This is a genomic window from Chitinophaga sp. (assembly GCF_039596135.1).
Lineage (GTDB): Bacteria > Bacteroidota > Bacteroidia > Chitinophagales > Chitinophagaceae > Chitinophaga.
The window spans coordinates 67074-82917 of record NZ_JBCNKH010000018.1 but is presented as its reverse complement, the minus strand read 5'-3'; the positions used below and the strand labels follow the sequence as shown (position 1 = coordinate 82917).

12 protein-coding genes are annotated in these 15844 nt (G+C 47.0%); 3 read left to right on the top strand and 9 right to left on the bottom strand.

Annotation, left to right across the window (positions count from 1 at the left end; all coding sequences use genetic code 11):
• The first annotated feature begins 32 nt into the window (after window positions 1-32).
• Complete coding sequence (locus ABDW16_RS13445; RefSeq protein WP_343670382.1) at window positions 33-842, top strand: hypothetical protein; 810 nt, start codon at window positions 33-35, stop codon at window positions 840-842.
• Between the two features lie 114 nt (window positions 843-956).
• On the opposite strand, the gene ABDW16_RS13440 is transcribed toward ABDW16_RS13445, so the two are convergent.
• The 9 genes from ABDW16_RS13440 to ABDW16_RS13400 form a co-directional block, all read right to left on the bottom strand.
• Complete coding sequence (locus ABDW16_RS13440) at window positions 957-4106, bottom strand: CusA/CzcA family heavy metal efflux RND transporter (RefSeq protein WP_343670380.1); 3150 nt, start codon at window positions 4104-4106, stop codon at window positions 957-959.
• A gap of 16 nt (window positions 4107-4122) precedes the next feature.
• A complete protein-coding gene (locus ABDW16_RS13435; RefSeq protein ID WP_343670378.1) occupies window positions 4123-4428 on the bottom strand; it encodes a DUF190 domain-containing protein in 306 nt (101 codons plus the stop codon).
• An 18-nt stretch (window positions 4429-4446) separates the two neighbouring features.
• Window positions 4447-5466 carry an efflux RND transporter periplasmic adaptor subunit gene (locus tag ABDW16_RS13430; protein WP_343670377.1) on the bottom strand — a complete coding sequence of 340 codons (1020 nt, stop codon included), beginning with the start codon at window positions 5464-5466 and terminating at the stop codon, window positions 4447-4449.
• 2 nt (window positions 5467-5468) lie between these two features.
• Window positions 5469-6725 carry a TolC family protein gene (locus ABDW16_RS13425; RefSeq protein WP_343670375.1) on the bottom strand — a complete coding sequence of 419 codons (1257 nt, stop codon included), beginning with the start codon at window positions 6723-6725 and terminating at the stop codon, window positions 5469-5471.
• A gap of 263 nt (window positions 6726-6988) precedes the next feature.
• The gene (gene xseB, locus ABDW16_RS13420; protein WP_343670374.1) at window positions 6989-7192 is read right to left on the bottom strand and encodes an exodeoxyribonuclease VII small subunit; all 204 of its coding nucleotides are present in this window, start codon (window positions 7190-7192) and stop codon (window positions 6989-6991) included.
• A complete protein-coding gene (xseA, locus tag ABDW16_RS13415; RefSeq protein ID WP_343670373.1) occupies window positions 7170-8606 on the bottom strand; it encodes an exodeoxyribonuclease VII large subunit in 1437 nt (478 codons plus the stop codon). Before xseA ends, xseB begins: the two co-directional genes overlap by 23 nt.
• Before the next feature lie 338 nt (window positions 8607-8944).
• On the bottom strand, window positions 8945-10810 hold the full coding sequence (locus ABDW16_RS13410) for a LuxR C-terminal-related transcriptional regulator (RefSeq protein ID WP_343670371.1): 1866 nt from the start codon (window positions 10808-10810) through the stop codon (window positions 8945-8947).
• Between the two features lie 35 nt (window positions 10811-10845).
• Window positions 10846-12597: an ABC transporter ATP-binding protein gene (locus tag ABDW16_RS13405; protein ID WP_343670369.1), complete on the bottom strand. Its 1752-nt coding sequence runs from the start codon at window positions 12595-12597 to the stop codon at window positions 10846-10848.
• Window positions 12598-12630: 33 nt separating this feature from the next.
• Entirely contained in the window at window positions 12631-13563 is a 933-nt protein-coding gene (locus ABDW16_RS13400) for an AraC family transcriptional regulator (protein ID WP_343670368.1), read from the bottom strand.
• Between the two features lie 88 nt (window positions 13564-13651).
• Between ABDW16_RS13400 and ABDW16_RS13395 the strand changes: the two genes are divergently transcribed.
• Both ABDW16_RS13395 and ABDW16_RS13390 read left to right on the top strand, forming a co-directional pair.
• Window positions 13652-13930 (top strand): hypothetical protein, encoded by a 279-nt coding sequence (locus tag ABDW16_RS13395; protein ID WP_343670367.1) that lies wholly within the window; start codon window positions 13652-13654, stop codon window positions 13928-13930.
• A gap of 254 nt (window positions 13931-14184) precedes the next feature.
• Window positions 14185-15732 carry a glycosyl hydrolase gene (locus ABDW16_RS13390; RefSeq protein ID WP_343670366.1) on the top strand — a complete coding sequence of 516 codons (1548 nt, stop codon included), beginning with the start codon at window positions 14185-14187 and terminating at the stop codon, window positions 15730-15732.
• Window positions 15733-15844: the final 112 nt, after the last annotated feature.

The following is a 15844-nucleotide window of genomic DNA, read 5'->3' as shown; positions in this document are numbered from 1 at the left end:
AACATATTAATAGAAGTCCTTATTTTTGAACCATGACAAAGAAGAGTGTAATTTTCGCATTTGCCGGCTTTATTTTTGGAGCTTCGGCGTTTGCTCAGAGTAAAACTACGGTAGGAATCCTTCGTTTTCAATCCGGCGCTTCTCAGAATACGAACAATGTAGCTGCTATCCAGGATGCGGTGGCAGATGTATTCCTGAAAAACAAGCGTTTATCAGTCGTTTCTCAAACTGATACTTCTTTTGAACAATCCAAAGCGGCTGGTGCTCAATTTATTATCTCCGGAAATATTGCGAAAGCGACGATGGAGATGCGGCAAACCAATGTACCGATTGTAGGTACGACCAATACGAATGTGGCGGAGATTTCCTTTACCTTAAATGTAACAGATGCCGGTCGCGGCGAGATTGTTGCTACGACAACGGTGAATGCTTCGGGAAAAGGAAAGAATGCTTATGACGGGGCGGTTAGCGATGCAAAGTCGCAGGTAGAGAAGTTTATGAAAGAGAACTTTAAGCTGACGGTGTCTATAGCGGAGATTGAGGATAAGAATAGTTTGGGGGCAGCGACTTCGGTATTGATAGCCGGGGGAACATTGTTAGGGTTAAAGGTGAATGATGAGTTCCGGGTGTACGAGGTGACGGAGATTACGGTGGATGGAAAGGTGATGCAGCGAAAAAAGACATTGGGTAAGATAGTGGTGACGAAGGTAGAAGATGAGAATTTTTCAGTGGCGAATGTAACAGAAGGTGGTGTGGATATAACGAAGAAGGTGGGAGAGAAGGCGAATTTGAAGTGTGAGCTGGTGAGTGAGCCGAGTGGATTTTTTTGGAAGAAAGATTAATTAAAAGATACTTTTATAGAAAGCCCTTCGCCAGCTGCGAGGGGCTTTCTATATAAACAGGAAAGCCGCTCCTTTCGAAGCGGCTATTCCCTGGTGTATTGCTCATTTTAACACTTACTCTATTTCTTCATCATCCTTATTCACTGTTTTCGCTTTCCTGTTTCTTTCCACCCATGCGTACAATGGTGGTATCAACAGTGGCGCAAAGATCAGTGTACTTGTCAGACCACCGATGATTACGGTTGCCAGCGGACGTTGTACATCAGAACCGATACCTGAGGATGTAGCTGCTGGAATGAGACCAGCGATGGCCACGATCAGGATAGATAACAATGCACTCAATTGCTCCCTGGCACCCAGGAATACACTGTCCTGCAGGGTATGATCCGGTTTCTCCCGTAGCCGGTTGATGGCCGATACCAGGAGTACACCTGCCATTACAGAGATACCGAAGATGCTCACAAAGCCCACACCCGCAGATACGTTGAAGTGATATCCACGAATGAGCAGTGCGACGATACCGCCAGCCAGTGCGAAGAGGATACAACTTACTGTTACAACCGTCTGCGGCATATTTCTAAAGAGGATAAACAGCACTAAGAACACCATGATGATGGTGAGCGGAATGGTGAAGGACAATTGCTTACCTGCACGTTCCAGGTTCTCATACTGACCACCATAGATAATGGAGTATCCTTTTGGTATATGCAGTTGTGTATTGATTTTTTGACCTACTTCACTTACAAAACCACCCTGGTCACGGCCACGGATATTTGTTCTCACCGTTACCATACGTTTACTATTATAACGATAGATGTTCGTTTGCCCCTGTACATAACTGATATCTGCCAGTTGGTTCATTGGGATCAATGCACCGGTAGCGGATGGTACCTGTAAGTTTTTTACGGACTCGATTGTACTACGTTCACCAGGTGTATAGCGGATCACGAGGTCGTAACGCTTGGTACCGTCATACAATGTAGAAATGGTTTTACCCCCGATTGCGGCCTCGATCATGCTTTGTATATCGGCTACATTGATACCGAAACGGGCAGCGTTTTCACGGTTAATATTGATCGCAATCTGCTCCTGCGGACCTTCCTGCTCAATATTTACAGATTCAGAACCCTGCATATGCTTTACGATATCGGCAATGGTATCTGCTTTGGCACGCATCATGGTGAGGTCGTCGCCTACGATAGAGATGGCGAGATCCGCCGCACTACCGGTTACAATTTCCATTACCTGGTCTATGATCGGCTGGCCGGAAGAGAACTTCACAGAAGGCATAGCTTTTTCCAGGTCGTGCCTGATGTCTGTAACCAATTGTTTTTTGGAAATGGTATCGCTCCATAATTTGTATTCTTTCAGACCTACCAGGATTTCGTTACGATTGGTAGGGAATGGATCCGTACCATCATCATTACGACCGGCCTGGGTGATCACGAATGCGATTTGCGGATATTTAGCGATGACCTCCCTGATTTTTGGAGAGTATTTCGCATTCTCCTGGATGGTAATACCAGCGGGGAAGTTACCACGCAGGAAGATAGAACCTTCATCCAGTTCCGGTAGGAACTCAGAACCCAGTTTTCCACCGAATAATACTAACAGCACTACCACAGAGAAGCCTATCAGTACCGTCGTTTTCGGACGTTTCAGCGTCTTGCCCAGCAATTTACCATACTGTTTGCTCAGGAAGTCCAGCACAATGTTTTTGTGCTCCTTCATGGGCTTGTCGGTATTATTAAATGCTTTTTTAAAGGCGAAGGAGATCAGTACCGGTATGAGGGTGAGTGCAGCCAGCATAGAGCCGATTACCGCAAATGCCAGGGTCAGCGCCATTGGAGAGAACAGTTTACCTTCTACACGTGTCATCAGCAGGATAGGCATGTAAGCCAGGATGATGATGGTGACGGAGAAGAAGATTTCACGGCCTACTTCCTGTGAAGAGCGGAGAGTGAGTGCGATGATACCCCGTTTCTTTTCTTCTGGTGGTGCTGTTCGGTACGTTCGTATCAGGTGCTCTGCCATTACACAGGCTCCATCCACGATGATACCAAAGTCGATGGCACCGAGTGATAAGAGGTTTGCCGGAATACCGGTTAACCGCATTAATATAAACGCAAAGAGGAGGGAGAATGGAATAGTGAGCGCTACTACGAGTGCACTTCTCAGACTACCCAGGAAGAAGATCAGGATGATGACTACGATAGACACACCTTCTAACAGGGTATGGCCTACGGTTTCCAGTGAGTGATCGATGAGGAAACTACGGTCGTACAGGGTACGGAGGTGTACGCCTTTGGGCAGTTCATCTCTTTCCAGGTCCTTAATTCTTTCTTTCAGGATCTTCAACACTTCGCTGGGGTTTTCATACCTGCGCAGCAGGATGATACCTTCCACACCATTACTCACATTGGTTTTTGTTGAGTTGAAAGTGTAGCCCATTACACCACTTGGTGGTGGTGGCGCTACTTCTACTGTCGCTACATCGCGCAGGTAAACGGGGTTGCCGTTGGCTGCTTTGAGTACGATATTGCGAATGTCGGCCTCTGTCTTTACCGCACCGAGACCACGCACAGCAAAACCCTGTTCACCACGGCTGATTACGTTACCACCTGTGTTCTGGTTATTCTTTTGCACGGCATCGATCACATCCTGCAGGGTGAGATCGTATTTACGCAGTTTATCAGGAGCGGTTAAGATATGAAACTGTTTGAGTGGGCCACCGAAGGTGGTAATATCCGCGATACCGGGTACCTGTAAGAGGTAAGGTTTAATGACCCAATCCTGCAGGTCACGGATTTCGGTAGGGGTATAGCCGGGGGGCGCTTCCACTACATAACGAAGGATTTCACCTACGGCAGTAGTGAGCGGGGCCAGTTCCGGGGAGACGCCATCGGGGAGTTCGGCAGCAGCCAGTCTTTCATTTACCTGCTGGCGGGCAAAGTAATCGTCTGTGCCATCGGTGAAGGTGAGCTGCACTACGCTGAGGCCGAAGATGGTACGGCTACGGCGATCAAGCACATTTGGCGTGTTTTGCAGTGCCCTTTCGATGGGGATGGTTACCTGTTGCTCTACCTCTTCAGCAGCACGGCCGGGATACTGTGCCACGATGATAACGTTGGTATCAGCAATATCCGGGTAGGCTTCAATTTTCAGCTGGGTAAAACACCAGTAGCCGATACCCATCAGGCCAAGTCCCATGAGGATGACAACCCACCTGTTTTTTAGAGAAAATATTAAAAGGTTACGAATCATTGTCGGAGAATTTCGGTCAAATCTGGAATCGTTCTACTTTGGTGGTGATGATGAACCCGCTGGTGACCCGCTTGCGCAGTTCTTTCAGGGTATGCAGCACTTTTTCTTCTTCATCGATGAAGGTGATCATGATAGGTGGTTCATCGAAGCTGAAGATGCTGTCGGGGCGTTTCAGCTGATGGTGTTCCCCAAATCCGATCACTCCACGAAAAGCAGTAGCGCCGGCTACCTTTTGTTTGAGCAGGAACTGTACAATGAATTCGTACAGGGGCTGTGTGCCATGAACTTCATCTTTGTCTATATAGATCTGTGCTTGTAACATTGTGGTTAAGGGTTTTAATTAGTATCCGAAACTTAAGCCTTTCAGCTGCATCACACCTTTGATCACCACATTGTCGCCGTTCTGAAGGCCGTTATATACTGCAACACGGTCACCTATCTGCTGGCCGGTGCTGACTTGTTTTCGTACGAAGGTGTTAGGTGCTGTTTTTACAAACACATAGTTCAGGCCTTCGGCAGTGATGAGGGCATCTCTTGTTACATTGATGCTGCCAGTACCTTTGTTAGCAGCTGTAACAGTAAAGTTTACCATCGCAAACATACCCGCACGGATCTCTGAATCCGGGGCTGAGAGCCGGATGCGCAGTTTCACCATACGGGTAACGTTGTCGATTACATCGGCGATGGCCTCTACTTTCCCCGCAAGCGGTTTGTCGGGAAATGAAGATAGTATAACAGTGCAGGCAGTTCCTTTACTTACGTTGCTCAGTTGGGTTTCGGGGATGTCGCAGATCACGAAGGCATTACCAGGGGCGGTGGCGCGGAGTATTTCAGGATCGAAACCACCAGCTTTCAGACCGGATTCGTGCTGAATCAACTGTGCTTTTTCGTTGGCCAGGTTGGTTTGTTCCATGGCCAGGTTGGATTTTGCTTCCAGCAGGTCTTTGCCGGAGGCTGCCCCGTGGTCGAAGAGATCCTGGGTGCGGTCCAGTTCTATTTTACGTTGCTTGATATTGATTTCAGCAATATGGTTCACATTGATCTTGTGTTGCACCAGCTGTGTATAATCACTTTCCAGGTCTGGATTGTCGAACAGCACTACATTTTGTGCACCTTCCTGGGAGCGGACAACAGTTGCCGCTACCTTGCCGGGAGCGTGCAGGGTACCACTCAGGGCGGAGTCACCTACAGGTTCGGTGAGGAAGAAGTTGGCCGAAGCAGTATCGGGGAAGGTGATCTGCTGTCCATTGTTCGTAATGGCAGGACCGGGATCGTCCGTCACTTCTTTTTTGTGTTCTTTCTGACCACATCCTGCCAGCAGGAGGGAGGCCACTAAAAAATATCCGGTAATGCGTTGCATAATTATAATTGGTTTATAAGGCCCGTAGCGAATAAAAGTTGAATATAGCTTTGATAGTAAGATTGCAGTGCATCGTAGTACAGCAGGCGGGTGTCGTACCAGTTGCGCTGTGCATCCAGGAAGTCAATGATGGTGGTGCCACCGCGGAGGTAAGCATACTTCACATTGTCCAGGATCTGTTGGGACTGGGAGAGGATACCGGAGAACTTAGCCAGGTTTTGTTTTTGCAGCTGGTAAGTGTTGTAGGCGGTGGTCACTTCTGTCTGGATGGTGCGCTGGGTGGTATTCAGTTCCTGGTTAGCCTGTTGCGCCATAATGTTTGCCTTTTTGATTTCACCCTGGTTCCTGTTGAAGAAGGGGAGATCGATGGCAGCATAGAAGCCGAGGTAAGGCACAGCATTTTGCGGGTTGTAGATGATACCAACCTGTGGTTGTGGTACAGCGAGTGCTTTCTGGTATTTCACATTGCTGTTGCGCTCGTCGATGTTACTCTTTGCGAGGGCGATGTCAGAGCGGTTGTCCAGCGTTTGGGCAATGAGGCTGTCCAGGGTAGCGCTGGGGGTGAGTGTCTGCACATCGCTCAGGGTATCGACATCTACATTGGAGGGGATACCGGTGAGGAGGCGCAGGTTTTGCAGTTCGTTCAGGTAGTCCTGCTGGAATACGCTGAGTTGCAGGTTGTACTGATCCAGCAATACTTTGGTACGTGCGAGGTCAGTTTGGGTAATTACCTGGTTCTTGTAGCGCAGCTCATTGATCTTCACGAGGGTATCGAGGTTGCCTTTGCTATCCTGCAGGAGGGAGAGTCTCTTTTTGAGCACCCAGCAGGTGATCCAGCTGTTACCGACGTTGAGGGAGAGGTTGCGTACGTTTTCCTGGTATTCATTGTCCGCCACTGTTACATCCTTTGAGGCTGTTTCAATTTTGTACTTGCGCTGGTTGGGCCACTGAATGGGTTTCGTGAGCTGATACCATACCTGCCGGTTTGAGTTGGAAGACCAGCGGGTGTTGGGGGCGAAGTGAGCAGAATTGGCCAGTTGTAAGGTCTGGTTGTTCAGGTTGGGATTAGGCCGGAGTTTGGCGGTAGTGACGTCGGCCTGTGCGGCGGCGATGTTCATGTACTGGGCCTTAAGCACCGGGCTGTTGGTTCTGGCGGTGTCGATGGCCGCTGCCAGTGTGAAGTTGGTTTGGGCGACAGCAACGTAGTGTATACATGTGAGTACACTGGTTACTACAGCCAATAGGAAGAGCTTCTTCATGTGATGCTGTTTGTCCGCATTTTATTTGTCAATAACTGCAAATTTCAATAATGGTCCTAACGAGAGGAAGGCGGGCGGTTGATTTTAACCCGTTTTTAATTATATTATTAAAATGGATATAACAGAAATTAGGGAGGAAATGTTTGACTGGTAAAGGATTGGGGATGTTAGGGGATTTTAAGGGAGATTAAAAATAGAATGGTTGGGGGTTACCTTTTGGAGGGGAGTTTTGGGTTTCGGCGGCTGAAAGCCGCCGAAACCCACTATTGGGTGATTGTCATTTGTTGAATGATGTTTTCAACTTCTGCTTCGGTGGCCCGTAACCGGGTCTGGCAAAAAGTGATCAGTTCCGAAGCCCGCTTTACTTTTGCTGCGAGCACATCTACAGAAACGGATTCCGTTTCTATTTCCCTGGCTATCTGTTGCAGCTCTTTATAAGCTGCTTCATATGTGAGATTCGTTTCCATCTGGGTTGATTGTGTGAATAGTGGCCTGTACGGAGGCATCTACCATCTGTACGGTGATGTCTTCTCCTGGCTGCAGGGCCCTGGCGTTTGTAATCAGTTTACCCTGGTGGTATACCAGTGCAAACCCTTTTTGTAACAAGGTCGTTGGGCTCATGAGGCGTACGACTGTTTCGTGGTGTTGCAGTTTTTGCTGCTGTTGCTGCAGCAATTTACGGCTAAAGCTATGGATGTTTTGCCGGAGGTAGGATAAATCCTGTAGTCTCGCGGCAGTTAATTGTTTGGGTTTGGACAATACCTGTGCTGACAGTTGTATCATCCCGTTTCGCTGCTTTAATAACAGGTGGCGGGCTTGCTGTGGCAATAACTGGTTGTACCGGATCAGGCTTTCTTTTTGCCGGATCACCACGTCCCTGCTTCTGTTGATAATAGCGTTGTGGAGGGCAGACAATTGTTGTTGTTTGCCGGAGACAGATTGTTGTAAGCGGATGATCAGTTGTTTTTGGGTACTGATCAGGGCATCTTCAAACTGCCGGTTATGAGCGATGATCAGTTCTGCCGCGCGGGTAGGAGTTTTGGTGGCGGTATGGGCCATCATATCGGTGATGGTTTCATTTTTATGGTGGCCGATGCCGGTGATGACAGGGATAGGAAATCCTGCCACTGCCTTACCCAGCTGGTACTGATCAAAGAGTAATAAATCTGTTTGTGCGCCGCCGCCCCTGATGATGACGACAGCATCGTAGTGCTTTCCGGCATCTGCTACAGCCTGGAGTTGTGCACATACCTGTGCGGCATTGGCTTCGCCCTGTACGGTGGTGAAGTAATTGTCCGTATGGAAAATATACCCGTGTGCGTTAGCCTGGAGGGTATGCATAAAATCCTGGTAGCCGGCAGAAGAAGGGGAGGAGATGACGGCAATCTTTTGCAGAACGGCCCTGAGGGAGAGTTTTTTATTGCGGGTCAGGTAGCCGTCGGCCACCTGCTGTACAATATCTCCACACTCGGTAACGAGGCGCTGCAGGGTGGCTTGTTTTTGCTGTTCCAGCTGTCCGATGGTGAAGCTGGGATCTATGTCCAGCACGGACAGTTTGAGGCCGTATACGGCGTGGTATTCTACCTGTACCTGTAGCAGTACGTGCATGTCGTTGCCAAAACGCTGACCGGTGGCGGCTTCGAAGTCCCTGATGCGATGGCTGCCGTTTCCCCACGCGGTGGCGGAGATTTTGGCGGTGAGCTGGTGGGTGCGGGGATCTTTTTCGACCAGGTCGAAGTAGTGGTAGCCTTTGGCAGGGTAGAAGGAGTGGCTGGTGATGTCGGCCACGATCCAGCTGCTTTGACGGGAGAAGGCGTTTTTGATAGTGCCCTGGATGTGGGCAGCCAGTTGTGATAACGTTATGTATGGTTGCGTACTCAAAGTGAGGACAAAGGTAGTAACAAAAAACGACTGCCTGGAAAGGCAGTCGTTTATAATAATTCCACGTTATGAAAACAAATCCATAAAAAGCTTCAGGCTGCTTTTTATTATTACAACAATATTAGGGAGTTGGTTACTTAAATCAGTTAATAGCTAGTTAAAGTATTCAGCATTAACATATTGTTAGCTAGCGGCGGGCGGGGCTGTAGGGGGAATATAGGCGATCGGCTATTTTTTGTTTGGAGAGTTTGTTGTATGAAAATGGCCAAAAAAATCGCTTTTGCCTATGGCAAAAGCGATTTTTTTGGGTGGGGGGCCTGCCTCCGGCAGAGGAAAAATTAAACTAGCGTAGCTAAGAAGACATCGAGGCTTTCTTCCTTTTGGAGATTTAGCTTTTGTTTTAAGCGGTAGCGTGCCATCCTGATACTTTTTGCTTCTACAGCCAGGCGGGAAGCTATTTCTTTATTCGTAAGTCCCATTCTTATGTAGGAACAGTATTTTAAATCTAATCTTGTGAGATTTTCGTTTGCCTTTTGTTGCAGGCGATTGAAAAACTCCGGATCTATTTCTTTGAAATCAGCCTTGGCTGCTTCGAATTCCTCATCCATTTTCCGGCTATCGGTGATGATGCGATCCATTTGTCGTAACAGTGGATCTGTGCCGGATATGGTTGTAATCTTCTTCTGTAATGATTGCAAGAGCTCATTCTTTTCTTCTACCTGCAATGCACCTGCCAGCAACTCTTTCTGCAATCGCTCCTGCCGCTCCTGCATGAGCAGTTGCTCTGCTTCTAACCTCGCTCTTTCTTCTGCTTCCAGTTTTAGTTGTAATTGTGTATCGTGCTTTTCTAATTCTAACAATTGCTGATTTTGCAGGCTGGCTCTTAACCGGAAATGATAAGATCTGAAGAAGAAAATCAGGGCGAGTATTGCTGCGATGGCCAGACAGATGTAGAAGAAATTCAGCTCTTTGTTGAAGGAAGCTTTTTGTTGTAGTAGCTGCAATTCCTTGTCTTTTTTCTCTGCTTCGTACTGTGCTCCTAACCGTTTGGCGGTAGATAGTCTTTCTTTGTCAAAAGCCTGTTGGTAGTAATCAATGTATTGTTTGTAATACTTTAATGCTTTTGTGGTGTTACCTTGTTTCTCCGCTACGGCAGCCAGTGCCTGCATGATATGTGCCTTCACCTGTGCACCGCCGGCAGGATAACTTTCTATGGTAAAAAGGGCAGTCTGCAATAAATTTTCCGCTTCGTTCAGGTTGCCATCCTGCACAGCAATATCGCTTAACATACCATAGCAATTGGCCAGTATTTCCTGTTGTTCAGTGGCCTTTGCATATTCAGTGGCCAGGTACAGGTAATGCATGATGCTGTCTTTTTGGCCCGGCCAGTATTCTGCAAACATATTTGCTGTATTCAGTGACAATATCGCTGGTGCACTTCGGGTGATCAATCTTTCATTCTGAGTTTTAATAATCAGCAATGCCATCCTGTTGCAAAACAGGGCGGAGTCGAGGAGGTATTTGGATGCAGAATCATGTTTCTCCCTGTATTTGTATTCCAGGTAGGTACCCAAAGCCTGGTAGCCATTTACGAGGTCATCCGGTTTTTGTGTTTGTATGGCTGTAGAGAGTGATAACCGTGCATATTTCTCCTGAGCTTCCAGGTCATTCCAATCGCCGTATGTTGCAGCGGTGAAGTAATAAATGGTCGGTTCACAGGTTAATTTCTGTTGTCCATCCAGCACCCGTAGTGCTTCAAAGAAATAATGTGTGGCACTATCTTCCTGCTGGCCTATAATATGCAGCCATCCCTTACGGAAGTACGCTAATCCGAGTGCCTGCTTATCTCCCGATTTACGGGCAAGGTACAAGGCGCTATCCATGGCCCTGGCAGCCAGTGAAAAGCTGTCAACGAGTGCATATTGCTGAGTAAGATTGCTGAATATATTGGCCCTGTATTTCAGGTTTTTGAGACCTGTGCTCAGTGCCAGCGCCTGCTGATTGAGCACGATGGCCGACTTCATATCCTTATTCCCAGTGATCCGAGCCATCATGGAGGTGCCGGTCACCCGGTCTTCCAACGGTAAATCCTTGCGGGACAATAAGTTTTGCAAGGAATCAATAAGGATCGTCTGTGCATGAGCTGGCAATTGAAGGCACAGTAATACAATCAACAGGATATGGTATATTCTTTTTTGGGTCATTTGGCAAAAATAATGAGTATTTATGAGTATTTCACTCAACTGACCACTCTCCGCTCCCCAATTTGTTGTCTCCACATGGCATAGTACAACCCTTTGAGTGTCAATAACTGATCATGTGTTCCTGTTTCCACGATCTTTCCTTTCTCCAGCACATAGATGGTATCTGCGTGCATAATTGTGGATAACCTGTGAGCGATGAGTATATTCAATTGCTCTCTGCTGGCTGATATAGACCTGACTGTTTCAGTAATGGCTTCTTCTGTCAGCGAGTCGAGTGCTGATGTAGCCTCGTCGAAAATCAATAACCGGGGATGCCGGATCAATGACCTGGCGATAGAAATACGTTGTTTTTCGCCCCCCGAGAGTTTCAGTCCTCCTTCTCCCAGCAAGGTATTCAGGCCCTGGGTAGAACGATTGAGTAATGGTGTTGCAGCTGCCTTGTGCAGGGCTTCGATCATCTCCTGTTCTGTGGCATCTGGTTTTACAAACAATAAATTGTCTCTGAATGTACCGGCAAACAACTGGGTCTCCTGCGATACAAATCCAATCTGCCTGCGCAGCTGATTATAATGTATTTCGCCGGAGGCTACATCATTGAAATAGATATGGCCCGAGACTGGTTGATAGAGTCCCAGCAATAATTTCACGAGGGTAGACTTACCGGATCCCGAAGGACCCACAAAGGCAATGGTTTCCCCCAGCCGGGCTTGAAAACTGATATCGTCCAGCGCATTCTGTTCTGCCGTCTGGTGGCGGAATACTATGTGATCAAAGCGGATATTTTCCAGTGGACCCAATGTGACCGGTGTTTCGGGCTTATCTTCCACAGGTTTCTGCATCAGCTGATCAAATAACTGTAAGGATCCTTCGGCCTCCCTGTAAAAGAGAATAATATTTCCCAGTTCCTGCAGGGGGCCGAAAATGGTGGTGGATATAAACTGCATGGCAATCAGTTCACCAGTGCTGAGCACTTTGTGAAAGATCAGCCAGAGCAGGATGAAAAGTATAGATTGGCGCAGGAGGTTGAGTGTAGTGCCTTGCAGGAAGGAAAGAGTTCTGACCTGTTTTACTTTTTTCATTTCCAGGTCGAAGATGTTTTTAGTAAAGGTTCTCAATCTCCTGATTTCCGGAAAGGTGAGTCCAAGGCTTTTTACGAGCTCTATATTGCGCAATGATTCGGTGATGGAACCGGATAGTTTGAGGGTTTCTTTGTTAATACTGCGCTGAATTTTCTTCATCTTTCTGCTCAGCATACTTGTCAGCGTACCTAACACAGCTACCCCTACGAAAAACACGGGTACCAGCATCCAGTTTTTATGCAGGGCATACCATGTCAGCACACCTACGCCTACCAGCGATGAAAAGAGGATGTTGATAAATGCGTTGAAAAAACGTTCTGTATCGTTTCTTACTTTTTGTAACAATACCACTGTTTCGCCGCTCCGTTGTTCTTCAAATTCCTGGAAAGAGAGGCGTAGTGTTTGTTTCAGGCCATCGTTGAAGATCTGCATACCGAAGCGCTGTACAATGAGGCGCATGACAAAGTCCTGCAGGGAGCGGGCTAACCTGGCAACCATGGCTACAGAAATAGCGATGATTAACCAGAACAGGACACCTCTGACTAAAACGGATTCCGTTTTGTCGCCGGGGTGCAATGCATAATTGTCGATGATTTTACCAAAGATAATGGGGTCAAACATGGTGGCCACCTGGGCGATGCCTGCGAGCACCAGCGAAAGCACGATCATCCAGCGATGAGGGCGCATATATTGCCAGAAAATTTTCATGCGAATACATGTGGCAAAAACTACACCATGATATTAATTTTTCAGGCTCCCTGGCAATATGCCATACTTTTTGCGGAAGGCGGCAGTAAAATGTTGTGGATATTGGTAACCCACCAGTTCTGCCACTTCGCCTACGGTCTTTTTCTCGTCCAGCAGGAGTTGTCTGGCTTTTTCCATTCGTACATGACTCAGGTAACCAAAGACGGTATGGCCGAAGATAGACTTGAATCCCTGTTTTAGTTTTTTCTGGTTCAGTCCCGATATGAGGGAGAGGGAGAGGATGGAGCAGGTGTCGTGATAATGGGTATCCAGGTATTCACGGGCGGCATACAACTTTTCTACATCCTGTGCACGAAGATCGGTAGCGGGGGCCAGCAGCTGTGCATCGAATACACTGGCCTGCAGCAGAAAGAGTTCTACCATCTTGGCTTCGAGGAACAATCTTTTCATTTGCCCGGTGTAAGTGGTGTAGGTGATGTCGTGAATGATCTGGTGCATTTTACCATTAATTTCCAGGCTATAGCCGGGCCAGTGGTGCTGCTGGGTCAGCATCTGGTTGTAAAACTGGTGCAGAAAAGGGCTTTCTTCTGAAATCAGTGCGGCAAATACAGGTACATCTACTTCTACTTCAAAGAAGGATGTTTCCATACCGGCGAACATGGTATACTGTCCTTTCAGGTTTTCCTGGTAGAAGAGACTGTGTTGGTTTTCGTCCATTCTGAGGTTGGCGCCGTTGTCTTCGCAGATAATGCTGGAGCAACCTTTAAAGTTGTAGTGCATTTCCACCCTGGCAGAAGTCACTTCCATATTGACTTTTCTTTCCTCTTTTGATAAGAAGGAGCCCCAGGCCAGTTTGGCATTGTCCATACGCAATTCATTGAAAGACATGTCAAATCCGTTCTGAGCTTCCGTACAGGTTTGGGAAGAGGTTACAAAAAGTTGGTTATGCGAAGAAAATAAGCCCATAAATAGTACTGATTACGTTATAGAAAGTACTGATTGCGTTAACAGAGGGCGGGTCCCAATGCTGAACTTTGCACAAAAGTAAGTTTTTATGGATTTTAGTCAGCCGCATCGTGTACTGCTTTTTTTTGAAAAAGGGGAGCAATGGCTATCTGCAACACGCGCAATTTATCTTGCGGCACAATGGGAATATTATACACAATTGAAAAGTGAGGGTAAGGTCTATGACTGTGGATATCCGGGACATGGGGAAGGTTTGCTGGTAGGTGTTAATATTGATAATGATACAGAACTGCATCATATCCTGGCAGGGGACCCTGCTTTAAAAGGGAAGGTACTTGAATTAGTAAATGCCTACCCTTATTTTTAATAATATTATTTTAACCATTCCGTGCCCAAACGTGTCATAAGTTAATAATATAATTTATCATATTACAGTAGTAACCAATATTTTGTACAGCCCCTTGCGCGATAAATAAAAAGCTGTATATTTAATATCATATTGTCTTTTGTATAGTTATACATTAGTAATAAAGATCTGGAACCCCGGCCGCCAACTGGCATTCCTATGAAAAACTAAGGCCACAGACCAGGGGGACCAAAGCACTAAAGAACCCTATTCGTATGGAAAGAAGAAACTTTTTGAAGCAGGCATTGATCACTGTGGCAGGCAGTGCAATCATGCCCGGAACAGTGAAAAGCATGGCTTTATGGGAAGAACAACCTCCATTTATTATTGATGCTAAGAATCCCGGAAAATTCTTTGAACCACATTGGAACAAAGGGGTCGGCGCCGGCAGGGCCAATGACGCCTCCAGGCCTGTATGGCAGGAGCAACTGACGGTGGCAGCTAAGAACTGTGGCTTTAAGTATGCCCGTTTTGTGGGCATCTTTCATGACGACATGGGGGTGTATAATGGCGGACAATATAACTGGACACTTGTAGACGACCTGCTGGATAAAACGCTCAAGGCAGGAGTAAAACCATTCATTGCATTCAGCTTCTTTCCAAAAGATATCGCGGGCAGCGAAGCTACCCAGTTTAGCTGGAAAGCCAGGGTAGTGCCACCTACTGACTTCACAAAATGGGGTGAGCTGGTGACAGAGTTTACCAAACACATTGTGGGTAAGTATACTGAAGATGAAGTAAACAAATGGTACTTCGAAGCCTGGAATGAACCAGATCTGCGTGCTTTCTGGGATGGTACCAAATCACAATATTTTACTTTATACAAAACAACCGTCACTGCCATGAAGGCGGTGGCGCCAAAGGTTAAAGTGGGAGGACCAGCTACCAGCGGCCTTTCGGGCGATACGCAGGGAGCATGGCTGGATGAGTTCCTGGGCTATTGCAAACAGGAGCAGCTGGCAGTTGATTTTGTAACAGCGCATCCTTATCCTGCAGACAGTGCGGGCAAGCCCCGTGAACTGGGCTCTCTTTTAAAGGATCTGACAGCATTGCGCAATACGGTGAGCAGGAATTTTCCACAGGCAGAGGTGTATGTAAGCAGGTGGAGTACCAGCCCGGTAGCTTCTGATGCCGTACGTGACGATTTGCCTGCAGCGGCTTTCATCGTGAAAGAGAATGTGGATGCTGCAGGATTGGTGAATGGTGTGTTCTATAGTTCTTTTATAGATGGACCTGAAGAACTCAAAGATACTTTTCACGGTGGCCAGGGATTGATGAATGCCAATGGTATTCCCAAACCGGCATTTCATGCATATCGTATGCTGAATGCGCTGGGTGAAGAGTTGTTATATAATAAAGACGGCATCGTAGTGACGCGTCATAAAGATTCAAAGAAAATCACCGCCCTTCTTTACAATATCCCTGCTACAGTGACAACCGGTGTATCTGGTGGAGACAGGGCAGCAGTGACTGCACTCATGTCAAAGGGAGATACAAAATTATATTCATTCAAAATTCAAAATATACATCCTGACGCCCGTTTCAACGTGGATACTTTGTCAAAAGCAGATGGCAATGCGATTTTCCAGTGGACAAAAGCTGGAAGTCCAGAGCCGCTGAACAAAGACCAGGTAGAAGTGATGAAACAGGTGGCCAATGGGGTGAATGAAGAACAGGTTTTATCCAGTGCAACCGGTGTGTTGTATATAGAGAAAAACCTGGCGCCCTGGGATGTGGTATTAGTAGATGAATTGTCTAAGTAGATAAATGTCTGTCTTTATTTCGTGCGAAAAATGAAGGCGGCTTTTTGATATAGATGACGTTCATCCTTTTTATGTTGTCATTTTGACAATATAGGTTATTTTTATACGCATA